Raw genomic sequence first — 16404 nt, 5'->3', positions numbered from 1 at the left:
ACCAACCGCATTAACCTTCCAGCACCGGGCAGGCGTCAGACCCTATACATCCACTTACGTGTTAGCAGAGCCCTGTGTTTTTGATAAACAGTCGCTTCTCCCTGGCTTGTGCCACCCTTTCATAGTTGCCTACAAAAAGGTCTTCCTTATCCCGAAGTTACGGAAGCATTTTGCCGAGTTCCTTCAACATCATTCTCTCAAGCGCCTAAATATACTCTATTAATCTACCTGTGTCGGTTTCGGGTACGGTCTTAATGATGGAGCTATTTCTTGGGACCCCTTCGCGGCAAGTTCAATCCATTAAGAACTCACAACTTACGGAATCCGTCACTACCATCAGGTCAAGGAATATTAACCTTGTTTCCATCGACTACGGCTTTCGCCCTCGCCTTAGGTGCCGACTAACTCTGCGCGGATTAACCTTGCGCAGAAACCCTTAGATTTTCGGCGAAGAAGTTTTTCACTTCTTTTATCGTTACTTATGTCAGCATTCGCACTTCTGATACCTCCAGGATCCCTCACGGGTATCCCTTCACAGGCTTACAGAACGTTCCGCTACCGCTTACAAAACTCGAAAGTTTTGTAAACCCACAGATTCGGTATATGATTTTAGCCCCGTTACATCTTCGGCGCAGAAACTCTATTAGACCGGTGAGCTGTTACGCTATCTTTAAAGGATGGCTGCTTCTAAGCCAACCTCCCGGCTGTTAAGGAATTTCCACATCCTTTCACACTTAATCATAATTTTGGGACCTTATCTGGTGGTCTGGGCTCTTTCCCTCTCGACCATGGACCTTAGCACCCACAGTCTGTCTGTTGAAGAACAATGTCTAGCATTCGGAGTTTTATTAGGTTTGGTAAGAATTTCTTCCCCCTAGCCCATTTAGTGCTCTACCTCTAAACATCTATTTATTCAACGCACTACCTAAATAGTTTTCGCGGAAAACCAGCTATCTACGAATTTGGTTGGCCTTTCACCCCTTACCACAAGTCATCCAAAGACTTTTCAACGTCAACTGGTTCGGTCCTCCGGTTGGTGTTACCCAACTTTCAACCTGCTCATGGTAAGCTCATTCGTTTTCGGGTCTAATTCATTAAACTAATCGCCCTATTAAGACTTGCTTTCGCTACGCCTACACCTAGATGGCTTAAGCTTGCTTAATAAATTAAGTCACTGACCCATTATACAAAAGGTACGCCCTCACCCTAAAAAAGGCTCGGACTGATTGTAGGCATGCAGTTTCAGGTTCTATTTCACTCCCCTAATAGGGGTTCTTTTCACCTTTCCCTCACGGTACTAGTTCACTATCGGTCACTGAAGAGTATTTAGGCTTAGAGGGTGGTCCCCCTATATTCGAGCAGGATTTCTCGTGTCCCGCTTTACTCAAGAATTTTGTTAAACATTACTCATACGGGACTATCACCCTCTATGGTTAGCATTTCCAAACTATTCAAATTTTTTTAACAAAACTACTGGCCTAGTCCGCGTTCGCTCGCCACTACTAACGGAATCTCAATTGATTTCTTTTCCTCTGGTTACTTAGATGTTTCAGTTCTCCAGGTTGTCTCTTTAAACCTATGTATTCAGTTTAAAGTACCACATAAAGTGGTGGGTTTCCCCATTCGGAAATTTTCGGATCAAAACTTACATACAGCTCCCCGAAACTTATCGCAGTATATCACGTCCTTCATCGGCTTTCAGTGCCAAGGCATCCACTACACGCCCTTAAACGCTTGATTTATGCACAGAAAAAAATTCTTTCTGTGTTGAATCAAATTTTTATTTTGAACATTAGCTAATAACATTACTAATGTTCGGATATAGATATTGATATTAATTATTATTTTTATTTACAATTTGTATAACTAAATGTTTCCTGGTGGAGGATAGCGGGATCGAACCGCTGACCTCCTGAATGCAAATCAGGCGCTCTCCCAGCTGAGCTAATCCCCCAGTTAAGTATGGTGGGCCGAGAAAGACTTCGAACTTTCGACCCCACCCTTATCAAGGGTGTGCTCTAACCAACTGAGCTACCGGCCCTACAAGAAGGAAACATTACTTTAAGAAGAGAAATGAGGACGGTCAACATTACCGATGTATATTATTTAGAATGAAATTTTACTTTCATTCATCCTTAGAAAGGAGGTAATCCAGCCGCAGGTTCCCCTACGGCTACCTTGTTACGACTTCACCCCAGTCGCTGACTATACCGTGGTCAAGGGTTTGAAACCTTGCCTTAAGGTAGAACCAACTCCCATGGTGTGACGGGCGGTGTGTACAAGACCCGGGAACGCATTCACCGTGGCACGCTGATCCACGATTACTAGTAATTCCAGCTTCATGCACTCGAGTTGCAGAGTGCAATCCGAACTGAGGTATCTTTTAGGGATTTGCTTAACTTCGCAGTCTTGCTTCCTGTTGTAGATACCATTGTAGCACGTGTGTAGCCCAACACGTAAGGGCCATGAGGACTTGACGTCATCCCCACCTTCCTCCAGCTTATCACTGGCAGTTCTTTCAGAGTGCCCAACTTAATGATGGCAACTAAAAGTGAGGGTTGCGCTCGTTGCGGGACTTAACCCAACATCTCACGACACGAGCTGACGACAGCCATGCAGCACCTGTGTTTCGTCCGGCCGAACCGAAAACTTTAATCTCTTAAAGTCGCGACGAACATGTCAAGTGTTGGTAAGGTTCTGCGCGTATCTTCGAATTAAACCACATGCTCCACTACTTGTGCGGGTCCCCGTCAATTCATTTGAGTTTTAACCTTGCGGTCGTACTCCCCAGGCGGTGTGTTTATCGCTTTCGCTGCGACACTGAAAATAAATTTCCAACGTCTAACACACATCGTTTACGGCATGGACTACGAGGGTATCTAATCCTCTTCGCTACCCATGCTTTCGTTCCTCAGTGTCAGTAATGATCCAGAAAGCTGCCTTCGCAATTGGTATTCTTTCTAATATCTACGAATTTCACCTCTACACTAGAAATTCTGCTTTCCTCTATCATACTCTAGCTGAAAAGTTTTGATGGCAGTTCCAGAGTTAAGCTCTGGGATTTCACCACCAACTTTTTCAACCACCTACGAACTCTTTAAGCCCAGTAATTCCGAACTACGCTAGGTCCCTTCGTATTACCGCGGCTGCTGGCACGAAGTTAGCCGGACCTTCTTATTCGGGTACAGTCATTTTCTTCCCCGACGAAAGAGCTTTACAACCCAAAGGCCTTCTTCACTCACGCGGCATCGCTGCATCAGAGTTTCCTCCATTGTGCAAGATTCCCCACTGCTGCCTCCCGTAGGAGTTTGGGCCGTGTCTCAGTCCCAATGTGGCTGATCATCCTCTCAAATCAGCTATAGATCACAGTCTTGGTAGGCCATTACCCCACCAACAAACTAATCTAGTGCAGGCTCATCCAATGGTGCATAAAGCTTTCTCCGTAAAGACTTATCCGGTATTAGCACAAGTTTCCTCGTGTTATTCCAGGCCAAAGGGCAGATACCTACATGTTACTCACCCGTCTGCCACTAAGTATTGCTACTTCGTTCGACTTGCATGTGTTAGGCGTGCCGCCAGCGTACGTTCTGAGCCATGATCAAACTCTCAAGTTTAAAAACGGCGCACACTAGCTTCTATATAAATTCTAAGAATAAAATTTATATAATGTTGAAGTGTGTACGACAAATTTTGGTAACCTTAACCGTCCACACTTCTCTTCTTAAATTTTTACATTTTAAATAACTAATTGGGTCAAAAAAGCCCAATAATCCTCACTAATTTATTGAGTAAACAATAATTTTAATAAGAAAGTGTGACGCTTATAGGCTAAAATAAAAGGAAATCAAGCAATTAAGGTCAAAAAAAATAACTAAAAAGTGATGATTTTAAAGGGTTTTTTTTGATGTTTTTGTGTTTCTAATCTAATAATTAATTACCAAACAATTTAAAATGTTAAAAAAATTTTCCAACAAAATAAAAAAAGGGGGGGAATTTTTTCCTTTAGTTGCAGTTATTATATTAACCGTAGCACTAACTAGTTATTTTAACCAAGAGAAAAAAAATAATAAAAAAAATTATAACAATTTTATAGATAATGTGTATCTCAAAAAAACTCTTAACCATATAATTAACAACTTAGAACCAAAATATAAAAGAATAAAACATAAAATCAAATCAGGTGAAACTTTTGATAAAATATTAGATAAATATGAGATTGATAAAGATGAAATTATTGAAATAAAGAATTCTCTTTCAAAAAAAGTTAATCTTAACAAAATGAATACAAAACAAGTTATTCAGTTTAGTTTAGATCAAACAGATAACAAAATTAAAGAATTTACCTTTCAGGTTTCTAATACAGAAAAAATATATTTAACAAGAAATAACGAAGACGATAGATTTAATCAAAAAATAATATCTATAAAATTAGAAAAAAAAATTATTTATAAAGAGAATATAATTTTACAGAGTCTTTATAAATCAGCTGTAGATCAAAATATACCTGCTAATACAATAATTGAATTTGCGAGGATATATGGTTTCCAAGTTGATTTTCAAAGAGACATTAGAAAAAAAGATAAATTTCAAATAATGTATGAAGTTTTTTTAAATGAAAAAAAAGAAATTATTGAAAGTGGAGAAATACTTTTTGCAAACTTAAAACTCAGTGGCCAAGATAACGCTTTATATCATTTTAACAATGATGGTGATGATGGTCATTATGATAAAAATGGAAAAAGTGTTCAAAAAGCATTGATGAAAACTCCAATTAACGGTGCAAGATTATCCTCTTCGTTTGGAATGAGAAAACATCCAATAGATGGATTTAATAAGATGCATAGAGGAACGGATTTTGCAGCACCAAAAGGAACACCAATTATGGCATCTGGAAATGGGATTATTAAAAAAGCAGGTTGGTGTGGAGGTGGTGGTAATTGTGTAAAAATTCGACACAATTCAACTTACGAAACAATCTATGCACATATGTCAAAATTTGCTAGAGGAATTAAAACTGGTGTTAGAGTAAAACAAGGTCAAACTATAGGGTTTGTAGGTTCAACAGGAAAATCTACTGGTCCACATCTACACTATGAAGTAATAATTAACGGAAAAAAAGTTAATTCACAAAAATTAAAACTTCCTTCAGGTAAAATTTTAAAAGGAAAAGAGAGAGAAATATTTGAAACTACAAAGATTAAGTTGAACGTTCTTAAATCTGAAAAAATTATTGGTTTAAATTAATTAATTTCTGACTGTATCTTAGTTGTTTTTTTTTCTTGAGCTTCCTCTTTCACTTTATCATCAGAAACTTCAACTTTTTTAACAATCTTTTCTTGGGAAATTTCATCATTTTCTACTTTATTATCAGCATATTTTGCTTTTCTAAAGCTCTCTTGTTCATTTAAAATTCTAGTAAAATGATCCGCATGCTGCAAATAATTTTCAGATAAAATTTTATCTCCATTAGATGATGCTTCTCTTGCTAAATCATTATATTTTTCGATTAATTTTGGAGCATTATGATTATTTCTACCAGGTGCTTTTCTTTTAAAATTTTCGTTATTTGGATAGCTTGATCCAAATTTAGGTCTATCTCCATTACTTTTGAAGTTTCTATCATTTCTTCTAAAATTATTTCTTCGAACGTTATTATTATTTCTAAATGTTACCATAATTTTAATTGATTATATTTTCGTACTAACAATACAACGATCATTCTTTGCAAGATCTTTTGAAGTACTGTTTATATAAAAACCTTCTTTATTTAATAAATTAATTACTTTATTTTTTTGATTAAAACCAATCTCTAAAATAAATTTACCATTTTTTTTTATCAGTTCAGACGATTTTTTAATAACTTTTCTGAGTTCTGATAAACCGTCTAATCCACCATCGAGAGCTAATTTTGGTTCGTATTTAGCTACATCTCTTTCCAAATATCTTAAATCTAATTTTTTAATATAAGGAGGATTAGAAACTATTAAATCATATTTGCCTAAACAGAATTTGTCAACATCTGTTTTATATAATTTTGTTCTTGCTTCTACCTTAAGATTTTTTGCATTTATTTTGCTTATATTTAAACAGTTTTTACTAATATCTATCCCTGTGCCATAAAAACTTTTTCTTTCTTTTAAAATAGTTAATAAAATACATCCTGATCCAATACCAATATCCAATATACTCATTGTATTTTTATGTTTACTTAGCTTTAATATATGTTCTATTACCAATTCTGTATCTGGTCTTGGTATTAAAGTATCACTCGTAACAAAAAATTCAGAATTCCAAAAAAACTTTTTATTAATAAGGTGAGCGATTGGTTTTCTAGATGAACGTTCTTTTATTAATCTTTTAAAATATTTTAAATTTTCATCTTTTAAATCTTTATTATTATTTAAAATGATATATTTTCTATCTTCGCCAAGTGCTTTAGCCATTAAGATTTCAGTATCTAATTGAGCTGTTTGAATACACCTGTTTTTTAAAATATTTGTTCCTTGAATAATTGCTGATTGAATATTCATTTATTTTAAATTACTTAAGCTATCTTCTTGTGCTTGTAGGGTTAAAGATTCAATCATTTCATCAAATGCTTCACCCTCTAAAAACTCTTCTAATCTATGAAGTGTTAAATTTATTCTATGATCTGTAACTCTTCCTTGTGGAAAGTTATAAGTTCTAATTCTTTCAGATCTATCTCCAGTTCCAATTTTTGTTTTTCTATCTTGAGATCTTTCTTGATCAATTCTAGATCTCTCCAGCTCATAAAGGCGTGATCTTAAAATTTTCATACCTTTAGCTTTATTTTTGTGCTGGGATTTTTCATCTTGTTGAGAAACAGAAAGGCCTGTTGGAATGTGTGTTATTCTTACTGCACTATCCGTTGTGTTTACAGATTGTCCTCCTGGACCACCAGCTCTGAATACATCTATTCTTAAATCAGAGTCATTTATTTTAAGATCAACCTCTTCAGCTTCAGGTAAAACAGCAACTGTTGCTGCAGAAGTATGAACCCTTCCTTGAGTTTCTGTATCTGGTACTCTTTGGACTCTATGAACTCCACTTTCATATTTTAATGTAGAATAAATATTGGTCCCTTTGATTGATGCTATAACTTCTTTTAATCCTCCAGCATCACTTCTAGAAATTGATATTAATTCTAGTGACCATTTTTTTTTATGACTTACTTTTTCATACATTTTAAAAAGGTCTGAAGCAAACAAACTTGCTTCAAGTCCTCCTGTTCCAGCTCTAATTTCAATAATTGCATTCTTTTTGTCTGCTTCATCTTTTGGTAATAAAAACAGTTTTAATTTCTTTTCATTTATTTCATGCTCAGACTTAAGTTCTGTTAGCTCCAACTCAGCCATACTTTTGAGTTCTTCCTCTCCTGAATTATCTTCTAAAATTTTTTCCAGTTCTTTTTTATCTTTTTCAAATGAAATATATTTTTTAGCATTTTCTATTATCTCATTCACATCTGAATACTCTTTAGATTTTTCAGCAAATAATTTTTTGTCTATTTCACCTGAAGACAAATCTTTTTCTAATATAGAATGTTTTGATATAAGTTCTTCAATTGTTTTGATAGGTATCATGGTTTTTTTTCAAGTTCAGATGCTTTCTTTTCAACTTCTAAAACAACTTTGTTTATAATATCATCTGTTAGAACTTTTTCACTTTGAACTCCAGATAAATAAAGCATATTATTGCCTTTTCCACCTCCTGTAATTCCAATATCTGTCATGGCCGCTTCCCCAGGACCATTAACTACACATCCAATAATAGACAATGTTACAGATGTTTTAATATGTGACAGTTTTTCTTCTAATACCTTGACAGTATCTATTACTTGAAATGCTTGTCGTGCACATGATGGGCAAGAAATAATTTTTACTCCTCTATTTCGTAACCCTAATGATTTCAAGATTTCATTTCCAATCTTAACTTCTTTCACAGGATCATCTGAAAGCGAAACTCTAATAGTGTCTCCAATTCCATCCAAAAGAAGTGAGCCTAACCCAATAGAAGATTTAACACTACCAGAAACAAAGCTTCCAGCTTCTGTTATTCCAAGATGTAATGGATAGTTCATAACTTGTGAAAGTTGTCGATAAGCGGCAATTGATAGAAAAACATCAGAAGATTTAACACTAACCTTAAAATTAAAAAAATCTTGGTCCTCTAAAATTTTTATATTCCTCATTGCACTTTCAACTAATGCTTCTGGGCATGGCTCTTTATATTTTTCTAAAATATCTTTTTCAAGTGAACCTGCATTCACTCCAATTCTTATTGAACAATCATTATTTTTAGCAGCACTCAGTACATCATGAATTTTATCTTTATCTCCAATATTTCCAGGATTTATTCTTAAACATTTTGCACCATTTTCTGCTGCTTCGATGGCTCTTTTATAATGAAAATGAATATCGGCTATTATTGGGATTTTAACATTTTTGCTAATTTCTTTTAAAGATTTTGATGAAGCCTCGTCAGGACAAGAAACTCTAACGATGTCTGCACCTTCCTCATAAATTTCATTGATTTGTTTAATTGTTGATTTAATATCAGTTGTCAATGTGTTGGTCATTGACTGAACAGAAATAGGGTTTTTGCCTCCAACTTTAACATCGCCTACTTTAATTACTTTAGTATTTTTTCTATTGATATTTCTAAAAGGCCTAAGGCTCATAAAAATTAGTCTAGTTTAAATTCTTTATGCAGAACAGCTACTGCTTTTTTTACATTCTTGGATGAAACTAATACAGAAATTTTAATTTCAGATGTTGAAATCACCAAAATATTTATCTTTTTTGAGGCTAACGCTTGAAACATTCTATATGTAATACCTGGTGTAGTTATCATGCCAACACCAATTATTGAAACTTTTGACACATCCTTGTCAAAAGATATTTTTTTATAAGATATTTTTTTATTTAGTTTTATTAATTTTTCTGTTTTTTTAAGATCATCAGATTTTATGGTAAATGTTAAATCAGTTTCTTTACCATTTAATGAAATGTTTTGAATAACCATATCCACATTAATCAAATTCTGTGACAAAGGTTTAAAAATAGATGCAGCGACACCTGGTCTATCTTTAACACCAACAATTGTAATTTTTGCATCATTTTTTGTTGATGAAATTCCAGTAATAATTTGATCACTAAATGCTTTTTTGGATCCTGTAATCAATGTCCCAGATTTACTAATAAATGAAGATTTGACCCTAATATCAATATTATTTAATTTAGCATCCTGAACTGACGTTGGCTGCATAACTTTTGATCCTAACGATGCCATTTCTAGCATTTCATCATAAAAGATTTTTTTTATTTTTTTTGCATTTTTATATTGTCTAGGATCAGTTGTATAAACTCCATCAACATCCGTATAAATTACACACTCATCTGCTTTAATAAATTTTGCTAACATAATAGCTGTTGCATCTGACCCACTTCTACCGATGGTAGTTAATCTAAATTTATTATTTATACCTTGAAAACCAGTGATAATAGGAATCCCCCCACTTTTTAAATAATTATTTAATTCCCTAACAACTACCTTTTCAATTCTAGCGCCAGAATATGGGCCTTCTGTAATTATGGGCAATTGCCATGACATCCATGATCTCGATCTAAATCCGACATGATTTAACCTACCTGCAATCAATGCACAAGAAGCCTGCTCACCTGTAGATACTAAGGTGTCATATTCTGCTTTATTAAAATTATTACTAATTAGCTTTGATTTATTAACAAGATCATTCGTTACACCACTCATAGCAGATGAAATTACAACTACCCTATTTTTTTTCTTTTTATAAGAAACAATAATTTTGCAAACTTTTTTGATTCTATCAACACTTCCTACAGAAGTTCCACCAAATTTAAGTACAACGGTTTTCATTGATCAGATTTTATTATTATAATTTAATTAATATTTGATAAAATACATCTTAATTGTTATGTCAACTAATTATCTATCATGAGTAGTGTAAATAAAAAAGAAATAGAAAAATTTTCAAGAATGGCCTCTGAATGGTGGGATCCAAAAGGTAAATTTAAACCCCTTCATAAATTTAATCCTATACGAATAAAATATATTAAAGAAAGCATAATTGAGAATTTTAAATTAAAAAATAAGATAAAACCTCTAAATAAAATTAATATTTTAGATATTGGATGCGGAGGTGGTTTGCTTTCTGAGCCAATGCAAAGATTAGGTGCAAACGTAACTGGAATAGATGCTTCAATTAAAAATATAAAAGTTGCAAAACTACATGCTCAAAAAAACAAACTTAAGATAAATTATTTGTGTTCATCTCCTGAAAAATTAAAAACTAAAAAAAAATATGATGTAATTTTAAATATGGAAATAGTTGAACATGTCGATGATCTTAATTTTTTTTTGAAATCAAGTTCAAAACTACTTAAAAAAAATGGACTAATGTTTGTAGCAACTATTAACAAAACTTTAAAATCTTATGTGTTTGCTATTGTCGGTGCTGAATATATCTTAGGATGGTTACCTATTGGAACTCATGAGTGGGAAAAATTTGTAAAACCTGAAGAACTTAAAAAAATTTTAAAAAAAAATAACTTATTTTTAAGCAAGTTAGATGGAATGCATTTTAATATAGTAAAAAATCAATGGAAAATTTCAAATGATTTATCTGTTAATTATATTGCTGAATTTATAAAAAATTAATTATTTTTATCATCTAGCCAGGGTATCATCTGAGTTTCAATTCCTTCTTCTTTTAATTCCTTAATATCGTTTTTAGATGCATTACCATAAATACCTTTGGTTTTCTTTTTTTTATCATAATGGATTGATCTTGCTTCATAGACAAAATTTTCACCGACATATTGAAAATTTTGTTTAATAAATTTTTGATATTTCTTAATAGTTTTTTTAATTCCTAAGGACTTTGATTGATCTAAATTGTTTTTCGATTTCTTTTTACTATTAATAAATTTTGGAGCCATTAAAGTTTTCTCAACTTCTGATGATTCACAATTATAGCATGCTAAAAGTTTTTTCTTTTTTAATTTTTCATATTCTTTTGATGTAGCAAACCAACTATCAAAAGTAATCTCACAATTTTTACATTCTAGCTTGTATTTGATCATAATTATTAATTAATAATAAAAAATAAAATTTCAATGTTTATTAGCTTCTATAATCTGCATTAATTTTAATATATTTACCTGTAAAATCCATAGTGTAAGCAGTAAAGCTTTTAATGCCGGTAGAAATTTCAATTTCTAAACTAATATTTTCATTCTTCATATAGTTTGCTACTAGTTTTTCATCATAGGTTTGGCTTAGCTTACCATCTATCACTACTTTAATGTTTCCAAAATTAATGGATAATCTTTTTAAATTAATTGTTGGTCCAGCTTTACCAATAGCCATTACAATTCTACCCCAGTTTGGGTCCTCTCCTGCAATTGCAGTTTTTACTAAAGGTGAGTTTGCTATTGAAAAAGCAATTTTTTTTGCATCAATTTCATTTTTACATTTTTTAACACTTACTGTAATAAATTTAGATGCTCCTTCGCCATCAGAAACAACCCTTTTTGCTAAATTTAATAAAACATTATTAAGGGCTAAATCAAATTTTTTTATCTTCTTATCATTAATATTTTTAATTTTAGCATTATCTACTTTATTGGTTGCAAAAATTGTAGCCATATCATTTGTGCTTGTGTCTCCATCGCACGAAATTGCATTGAAAGTTGTAGTTATATTTTTTTTTAATAATTTACCCAATATATCGTTTGATAAGCTAGCATCTGTAAAAACATAAGCTAATGTTGTCGCCATGTTCGGATAGATCATGCCTGATCCTTTTGCTATTCCATAAATTTTAATTTTTTCATTTCCAATTTCACATTCTTCCATTGCTAATTTGGGTTTAGTATCAGTGGTCATGATACCAAGCCCAGCCTTCATCCAAAGGAATTTATTTTGAGTATAACGAATTTTATCTACTAAACTTTGCGTTTGATTGGCAATTTTTTCATATGGAAATTTTTCACCAATAGTACCTGTACAACCAAAAATAATCTGATTAGGTGTTATTTTTTTTGGAATTTCTTCGTCCTCAGCTTGTTTTTCAGTTAATTTTTTAGACACTAGATTGGCTAATTTTTTTAAACTCTCATACCCCTGTTTTCCAGTAAAGGCATTTGCATTTCTTGTATTAACAAGAAGTGAGTATATTTTTTTACAATTTTGATTTAAGTTCCATTTAATATTTTCTGATACTATTTTAGATTGTGTATAAACTGAGGCATAATTAGCTCCATCTCTAAAATAAAACATAGATAGATCGTCTCTATTATCTTTATATAGGTTTGCACTCAAGACAGAAATTGATAGCCCATCAATGTGATCTAGGTCCTGAAAATCAATCATTCTTGTATTATTTGATCTTGAAGACAAAAAGTTTGTTAAATTAATTCCCATAGTATTTAAATTTTTTATTTAATACATATATTAAACGATATAAGTAAAGAATAAATCAAATAGTCATGTTTAATCCATTAAATTTAATTTCAAAATTCATTAAATCAAGTAATCAAAAAGAGCTTGATAGAATTGGAAAAATAGTAACAGAAATAAATTCATTAGAAGATGACTTTAAAAATTTAAATGATTTAGATTTTCCACATAAAACTAATGAATTTAAAGAACAAATTAAAGATGGAAAATCTTTAGATCTAATTTTACCTAAAGCATTTGCTTTAGTGAGAGAAGCATCAAAAAGGACACGTAATGAAAGACATTTTGATGTTCAAATAATTGGTGGTGTGGTTTTACATGAAGGTAAAATTGCAGAAATGAGAACAGGAGAAGGAAAAACTCTTACAATTACTCTTGCGGCATATTTAAATGCCCTTAATGAAAAAGGCGTACACATTGTTACTGTTAATGATTACTTAGCTAAAAGAGATTCTTTAGAAATGGGGCAAATATATAACTTTCTAGGTTTAACCTCAGGATACATTAATAATGATCAAGATGATATTGAGCGTAAAAAAAATTATAATTGTGACATAACTTATGCAACAAATAGTGAACTAGGGTTTGATTATTTAAGAGATAATATGAAGTTTTCTGAAACAGAAATGGTTCAAAGAGAACATTCTTTTTCTATAGTTGATGAAATTGATTCATGTTTAATTGATGAGGCTAGAACTCCATTAATTATTTCTGGATCAGCAGAAGATAAAACTGCGCAATACCTTGCAATAGATAAGCTAATAAAACAATTAGATGATAAAGATTATGAGATTGATGAAAAAGATAAAAATATTCTTTTAAGTAATGATGGAATAAATAATGTTGAGAAAATTTTTACAGATGCTGGAATTTTAAAAAATAATAATTTTTATGATCCTGAAAATTTAAGTCTAGTTCATCATGTAAATCAAGCGTTACGAGCTAATCATTTATTTGAAAAGGGTAAAGATTATATTGTTAAAGATGGTGTTTTAAAAATAATTGATGAGCTAACAGGTAGAATTCTTGAAGGCAGAAGGTTTGGGGATGGATTACATCAAGCTCTAGAGGCTAAAGAAAAAATTGATGTTCAGGCTGAAAATCAAACCTTAGCATCTATAACTTATCAAAATTATTTTAAACTCTATAAAAAAATTTCAGGTTGCACCGGAACTGCTGCAACTGAAGCAGAGGAATTTTTTGAAATATACAATTTACCAGTAGTTGCAATTCCCACGAACAAGCAGATGATAAGAAAAGATTTCAATGATCAAATTTTTAGAACTGAAGATGAAAAGAATAATGCGATTATTAATAAAATAATTGAGTGTAATAATTCTGGTCAACCTGTTTTAATCTTTACTTCAAGTGTTAATAAATCAGAAATTTATGCAAATTTATTGAATAAAAAAAATATTAAACATGTTATTTTAAATGCCAAAAACCATGAAAATGAAGCAGAGATAATTGCAAATGCAGGTAAAGAAAAATCTGTAATTATTACTACAAGTATTTCTGGAAGAGGGGTTGATATCCAACTTGGGGGTAAAAAGGGATCTATTGCTGATGATCAATTAAAGATTGAAAAAGATAAAATTAAATCTTTAGGAGGTTTATTTGTTATAGGAACTGAACGAATGGAGTCACGTAGGGTTGATAACCAAGCTAGAGGAAGATCAGGTCGGCAGGGTGACGAAGGTAGTTCTATATTTTATGTTAGTTTAGAGGATGATCTAATGAGAATTTTTGGCTCAGAATCAATGAATAATATGCTTGAAAAACTGGGTCTAAAAAATGGAGAAAGTATTGACCATCCGTGGATTAATAAAGCACTAGAAAGAGCACAGCAAAAAGTTGAAGCTAGAAACTTTGATATTAGAAAAACCCTAATCAAATTTGATAATGTCCTTAACGATCAAAGACATGTTATATTTTCTCAAAGAAAAAATTCCATGAATAGTGATAATATTTTTGAGTATTCAAATGAATTTTTAAAAGAAATAATTAATGATATTTTAAAATTAAAAGCTCAAAATCTATCTAGCCCAAAAAACAACGAATTTAGTAATCGTCTAAAGCAAATAGTAGGTAAAAGTTTTACTGAAAATGAATTGAAAGAGCTTATTTCTGCAAAAGACGATGAGGTAAAAAAACAAATCACAAATAAATTTGTAAACTCAAGAAATGATAGAATTAAACTTCTCGAAGAGGACCATGCAAAAGAAATAGAAAAAAGGATATTTTTGCAGTCTATAGATTTGAATTGGAAGTCTCATATACAATATTTGGAACAATTAAGACAAGTTATAGGACTTAGATCTTATGGACAGAGAGATCCATTAATTGAATATAAAAAAGAAGCATTTGATTTATTTTCTAATCTTTTAGAAAAGTTAAAATTAGATTTTATAACTATATTAATGAATTTAAAGATAGTTACGGAACAACCTCAAAAAAAAGAGGATGAAAAACCCAACATGGTTGAACAAATTAAAAAAGGTAAAAAAATGAGAAGAAATGAGCCATGCTTTTGTGGTTCAGGTAAAAAATATAAGCATTGTTGTGGTATTCAATAAGTTTAATTAAATAGATAAAAACCAACAATCAATAAGATTAATCCTATAACCACAGATCCAGTTATCATTTTTTTTGATTTTAAAATTTTATCAAAATTATTATTTTTAACAGTGAGTGTACTTAAGTCTTCTGGACTGCTCATGAAGCCTTTATTTCTTCCAATTTTTAAAAATTTATTTTTTCTTTCATTTATTATCTCATCTGATGAAAAATTTTTATAAAAGTCTAAATTTTTAGATATTGAGCTTTTAAGATTTTCTAACATCAATTCACTATCTCTATGAGCTCCACCTAAAGGTTCAGGAATTATTTCATCTATGACTTTTAACTCTAATAAATCTTTTGCAGAAAGTTTCATTGCTTTTGCAGCATCAAGCATTTTTTTTGGATCTCTCCACAAAATAGTTGCACATCCTTCTGGAGAGATAACTGAGTAAATTGAATTTTCTAACATAATAACTTTATTTGATGATGCTAGAGCAATCGCTCCACCCGAACCACCTTCACCAATTATAATTGCTAAAGTTGGTACTCTAAGTTCCATGCAACACTCAATAGATTTAGCTATTGCTTCTGCTTGTCCTCTTTCTTCGGCTCCAACTCCTGGATATGCACCTGGAGTATCTATAAAAGATATTACTGGAATATTAAATTTATTCGCTAAATTCATTAATCTTATGGTTTTTCGATAACCTTCCGGTCTCATCATCCCAAAATTTCTTTCAATTCTACTTTCTAAATTTTCCCCTTTTTCTTGACCAATCACCAACACTGAATTTCCATTAAATTTAGCAAAACCTGTTAATACTGATTTATCTTCGCCATAATAACGATCCCCAGATAAAGAGATAAAATCTTCAAATAAGTTATCTATAAAAAATTTAGATTTTGGTCTATCTTCATGTCTGGCAACCATTGTAGTTTGCCAAGGATCTAGATTTGAATAAATATCCTTTAATTTTTTATCTAACTCAGCTTGAGTTTTAGAGATTTTTTGAGTGTCAACTTCAGATAAACCATCCTGATTATAAGGATCTTTTAACTTCTCAATTTCATTTTCAAGGTTTTTAATATCAGTTTCAAAGTTAAGATAGTTTTTCATGATTTATTTATATCGGATAGTTAAATTATAAAAAAGGCAATAAAATGATAATAAATATTTTAATTTAGTGTTATTAATTGACATAATTCTTCTACAAGATAAATATTTCATATCAGGAGAGACTGATTATCTTAATTAGCGCCGAAGGAGCAACCATCCCGGAAACTCTCAGGCAAAAATACAGATGGGGTAACAAATGTGCT

The 16404-nt window shown here is 31.7% G+C and carries 11 protein-coding genes, 2 tRNA genes, 2 rRNA genes and 1 riboswitch (1 of these 16 running past the window's edge); of the genes, 3 read left to right on the top strand and 12 right to left on the bottom strand.

Going from position 1 to position 16404, the window contains the following annotated elements:
• The 4 genes from ACIJYI_RS00635 to ACIJYI_RS00620 all read right to left on the bottom strand — a co-directional run.
• Positions 1 to 1740, bottom strand: a 23S ribosomal RNA gene (locus ACIJYI_RS00635) (it extends 1014 nt beyond the left edge of the window).
• A 138-nt stretch (positions 1741 to 1878) separates the two neighbouring features.
• Positions 1879 to 1954 (bottom strand) — tRNA-Ala (locus tag ACIJYI_RS00630).
• A 9-nt stretch (positions 1955 to 1963) separates the two neighbouring features.
• Positions 1964 to 2041: transfer RNA gene (locus ACIJYI_RS00625), tRNA-Ile, on the bottom strand.
• A 98-nt stretch (positions 2042 to 2139) separates the two neighbouring features.
• Positions 2140 to 3614: ribosomal RNA gene (locus ACIJYI_RS00620) — 16S ribosomal RNA — on the bottom strand.
• Together the 16S and 23S rRNA genes with 2 tRNA genes alongside form the textbook arrangement of a ribosomal RNA operon.
• A 337-nt stretch (positions 3615 to 3951) precedes the next feature.
• Between ACIJYI_RS00620 and ACIJYI_RS00615 the strand changes: the two genes are divergently transcribed.
• A complete protein-coding gene (locus tag ACIJYI_RS00615; protein WP_435114202.1) occupies positions 3952 to 5244 on the top strand; it encodes a peptidoglycan DD-metalloendopeptidase family protein in 1293 nt (430 codons plus the stop codon).
• Here ACIJYI_RS00615 and ACIJYI_RS00610 read toward each other — a convergent pair.
• Genes ACIJYI_RS00610 through ACIJYI_RS00590 form a run of 5 tightly spaced genes read right to left on the bottom strand, consistent with a single transcriptional unit; the run spans position 5241 to position 9918 of the window.
• Positions 5241 to 5675: a DUF4167 domain-containing protein gene (locus ACIJYI_RS00610; protein WP_435114201.1), complete on the bottom strand. Its 435-nt coding sequence runs from the start codon at positions 5673 to 5675 to the stop codon at positions 5241 to 5243. The genes ACIJYI_RS00615 and ACIJYI_RS00610 overlap by 4 nt on opposite strands.
• 12 nt (positions 5676 to 5687) lie before the next feature.
• Positions 5688 to 6530, bottom strand: a complete 843-nt coding sequence (gene prmC / locus ACIJYI_RS00605; protein WP_435114200.1) for a peptide chain release factor N(5)-glutamine methyltransferase — start codon at positions 6528 to 6530, stop codon at positions 5688 to 5690.
• Positions 6531 to 7604 (bottom strand): peptide chain release factor 1, encoded by a 1074-nt coding sequence (prfA, locus tag ACIJYI_RS00600; RefSeq protein ID WP_435114199.1) that lies wholly within the window; start codon positions 7602 to 7604, stop codon positions 6531 to 6533.
• Positions 7601 to 8701: a flavodoxin-dependent (E)-4-hydroxy-3-methylbut-2-enyl-diphosphate synthase gene (ispG, locus tag ACIJYI_RS00595; RefSeq protein WP_435114198.1), complete on the bottom strand. Its 1101-nt coding sequence runs from the start codon at positions 8699 to 8701 to the stop codon at positions 7601 to 7603. The genes prfA and ispG overlap by 4 nt, the downstream gene beginning before the upstream one ends.
• Before the next feature lie 5 nt (positions 8702 to 8706).
• Positions 8707 to 9918 carry an aspartate kinase gene (locus ACIJYI_RS00590; RefSeq protein ID WP_435114197.1) on the bottom strand — a complete coding sequence of 404 codons (1212 nt, stop codon included), beginning with the start codon at positions 9916 to 9918 and terminating at the stop codon, positions 8707 to 8709.
• Positions 9919 to 9996: 78 nt separating this feature from the next.
• Between ACIJYI_RS00590 and ubiG the strand changes: the two genes are divergently transcribed.
• Positions 9997 to 10719 (top strand): bifunctional 2-polyprenyl-6-hydroxyphenol methylase/3-demethylubiquinol 3-O-methyltransferase UbiG, encoded by a 723-nt coding sequence (gene ubiG, locus ACIJYI_RS00585; RefSeq protein WP_435114196.1) that lies wholly within the window; start codon positions 9997 to 9999, stop codon positions 10717 to 10719.
• Here ubiG and ACIJYI_RS00580 read toward each other — a convergent pair.
• A complete protein-coding gene (locus tag ACIJYI_RS00580; RefSeq protein WP_435114195.1) occupies positions 10716 to 11144 on the bottom strand; it encodes a DUF1178 family protein in 429 nt (142 codons plus the stop codon). The two genes, ubiG and ACIJYI_RS00580, sit on opposite strands and share 4 nt — an antisense overlap.
• Positions 11145 to 11184: 40 nt before the next feature.
• On the bottom strand, positions 11185 to 12486 hold the full coding sequence (gene argJ / locus ACIJYI_RS00575; protein ID WP_435114194.1) for a bifunctional glutamate N-acetyltransferase/amino-acid acetyltransferase ArgJ: 1302 nt from the start codon (positions 12484 to 12486) through the stop codon (positions 11185 to 11187).
• Positions 12487 to 12551: 65 nt separating this feature from the next.
• Between argJ and secA the strand changes: the two genes are divergently transcribed.
• Complete coding sequence (secA, locus tag ACIJYI_RS00570; RefSeq protein ID WP_435114193.1) at positions 12552 to 15098, top strand: preprotein translocase subunit SecA; 2547 nt, start codon at positions 12552 to 12554, stop codon at positions 15096 to 15098.
• Positions 15099 to 15100: 2 nt separating this feature from the next.
• On the opposite strand, the gene ACIJYI_RS00565 is transcribed toward secA, so the two are convergent.
• The gene (locus tag ACIJYI_RS00565; RefSeq protein ID WP_435114192.1) at positions 15101 to 16201 is read right to left on the bottom strand and encodes an acetyl-CoA carboxylase carboxyltransferase subunit alpha; all 1101 of its coding nucleotides are present in this window, start codon (positions 16199 to 16201) and stop codon (positions 15101 to 15103) included.
• Between the two features lie 103 nt (positions 16202 to 16304).
• A riboswitch (glycine riboswitch) is annotated at positions 16305 to 16395 on the top strand.
• Positions 16396 to 16404: the final 9 nt, after the last annotated feature.

The sequence above is a fragment of the Candidatus Pelagibacter bacterium nBUS_36 genome, from assembly GCF_051201215.1.
Taxonomy (GTDB): domain Bacteria; phylum Pseudomonadota; class Alphaproteobacteria; order Pelagibacterales; family Pelagibacteraceae; genus Pelagibacter.
Note: the sequence above shows the minus strand (reverse complement) of the source record. Positions and strands in the feature narration are given on the sequence as shown.

What these genes read in the sequence shown, in the direction of transcription:
- ACIJYI_RS00615 (WP_435114202.1), top strand. Translation starts at nt 3,952, where the DNA reads ATGTTAAAAAAATTTTCCAACAAAATAAAAAAAGGGGGGGAATTTTTT.
- ACIJYI_RS00610 (WP_435114201.1), bottom strand. Translation starts at nt 5,675, where the DNA reads ATGGTAACATTTAGAAATAATAATAACGTTCGAAGAAATAATTTTAGA.
- prmC (WP_435114200.1), bottom strand. Translation starts at nt 6,530, where the DNA reads ATGAATATTCAATCAGCAATTATTCAAGGAACAAATATTTTAAAAAAC.
- prfA (WP_435114199.1), bottom strand. Translation starts at nt 7,604, where the DNA reads ATGATACCTATCAAAACAATTGAAGAACTTATATCAAAACATTCTATA.
- ispG (WP_435114198.1), bottom strand. Translation starts at nt 8,701, where the DNA reads ATGAGCCTTAGGCCTTTTAGAAATATCAATAGAAAAAATACTAAAGTA.
- ACIJYI_RS00590 (WP_435114197.1), bottom strand. Translation starts at nt 9,918, where the DNA reads ATGAAAACCGTTGTACTTAAATTTGGTGGAACTTCTGTAGGAAGTGTT.
- ubiG (WP_435114196.1), top strand. Translation starts at nt 9,997, where the DNA reads ATGAGTAGTGTAAATAAAAAAGAAATAGAAAAATTTTCAAGAATGGCC.
- ACIJYI_RS00580 (WP_435114195.1), bottom strand. Translation starts at nt 11,144, where the DNA reads ATGATCAAATACAAGCTAGAATGTAAAAATTGTGAGATTACTTTTGAT.
- argJ (WP_435114194.1), bottom strand. Translation starts at nt 12,486, where the DNA reads ATGGGAATTAATTTAACAAACTTTTTGTCTTCAAGATCAAATAATACA.
- secA (WP_435114193.1), top strand. Translation starts at nt 12,552, where the DNA reads ATGTTTAATCCATTAAATTTAATTTCAAAATTCATTAAATCAAGTAAT.
- ACIJYI_RS00565 (WP_435114192.1), bottom strand. Translation starts at nt 16,201, where the DNA reads ATGAAAAACTATCTTAACTTTGAAACTGATATTAAAAACCTTGAAAAT.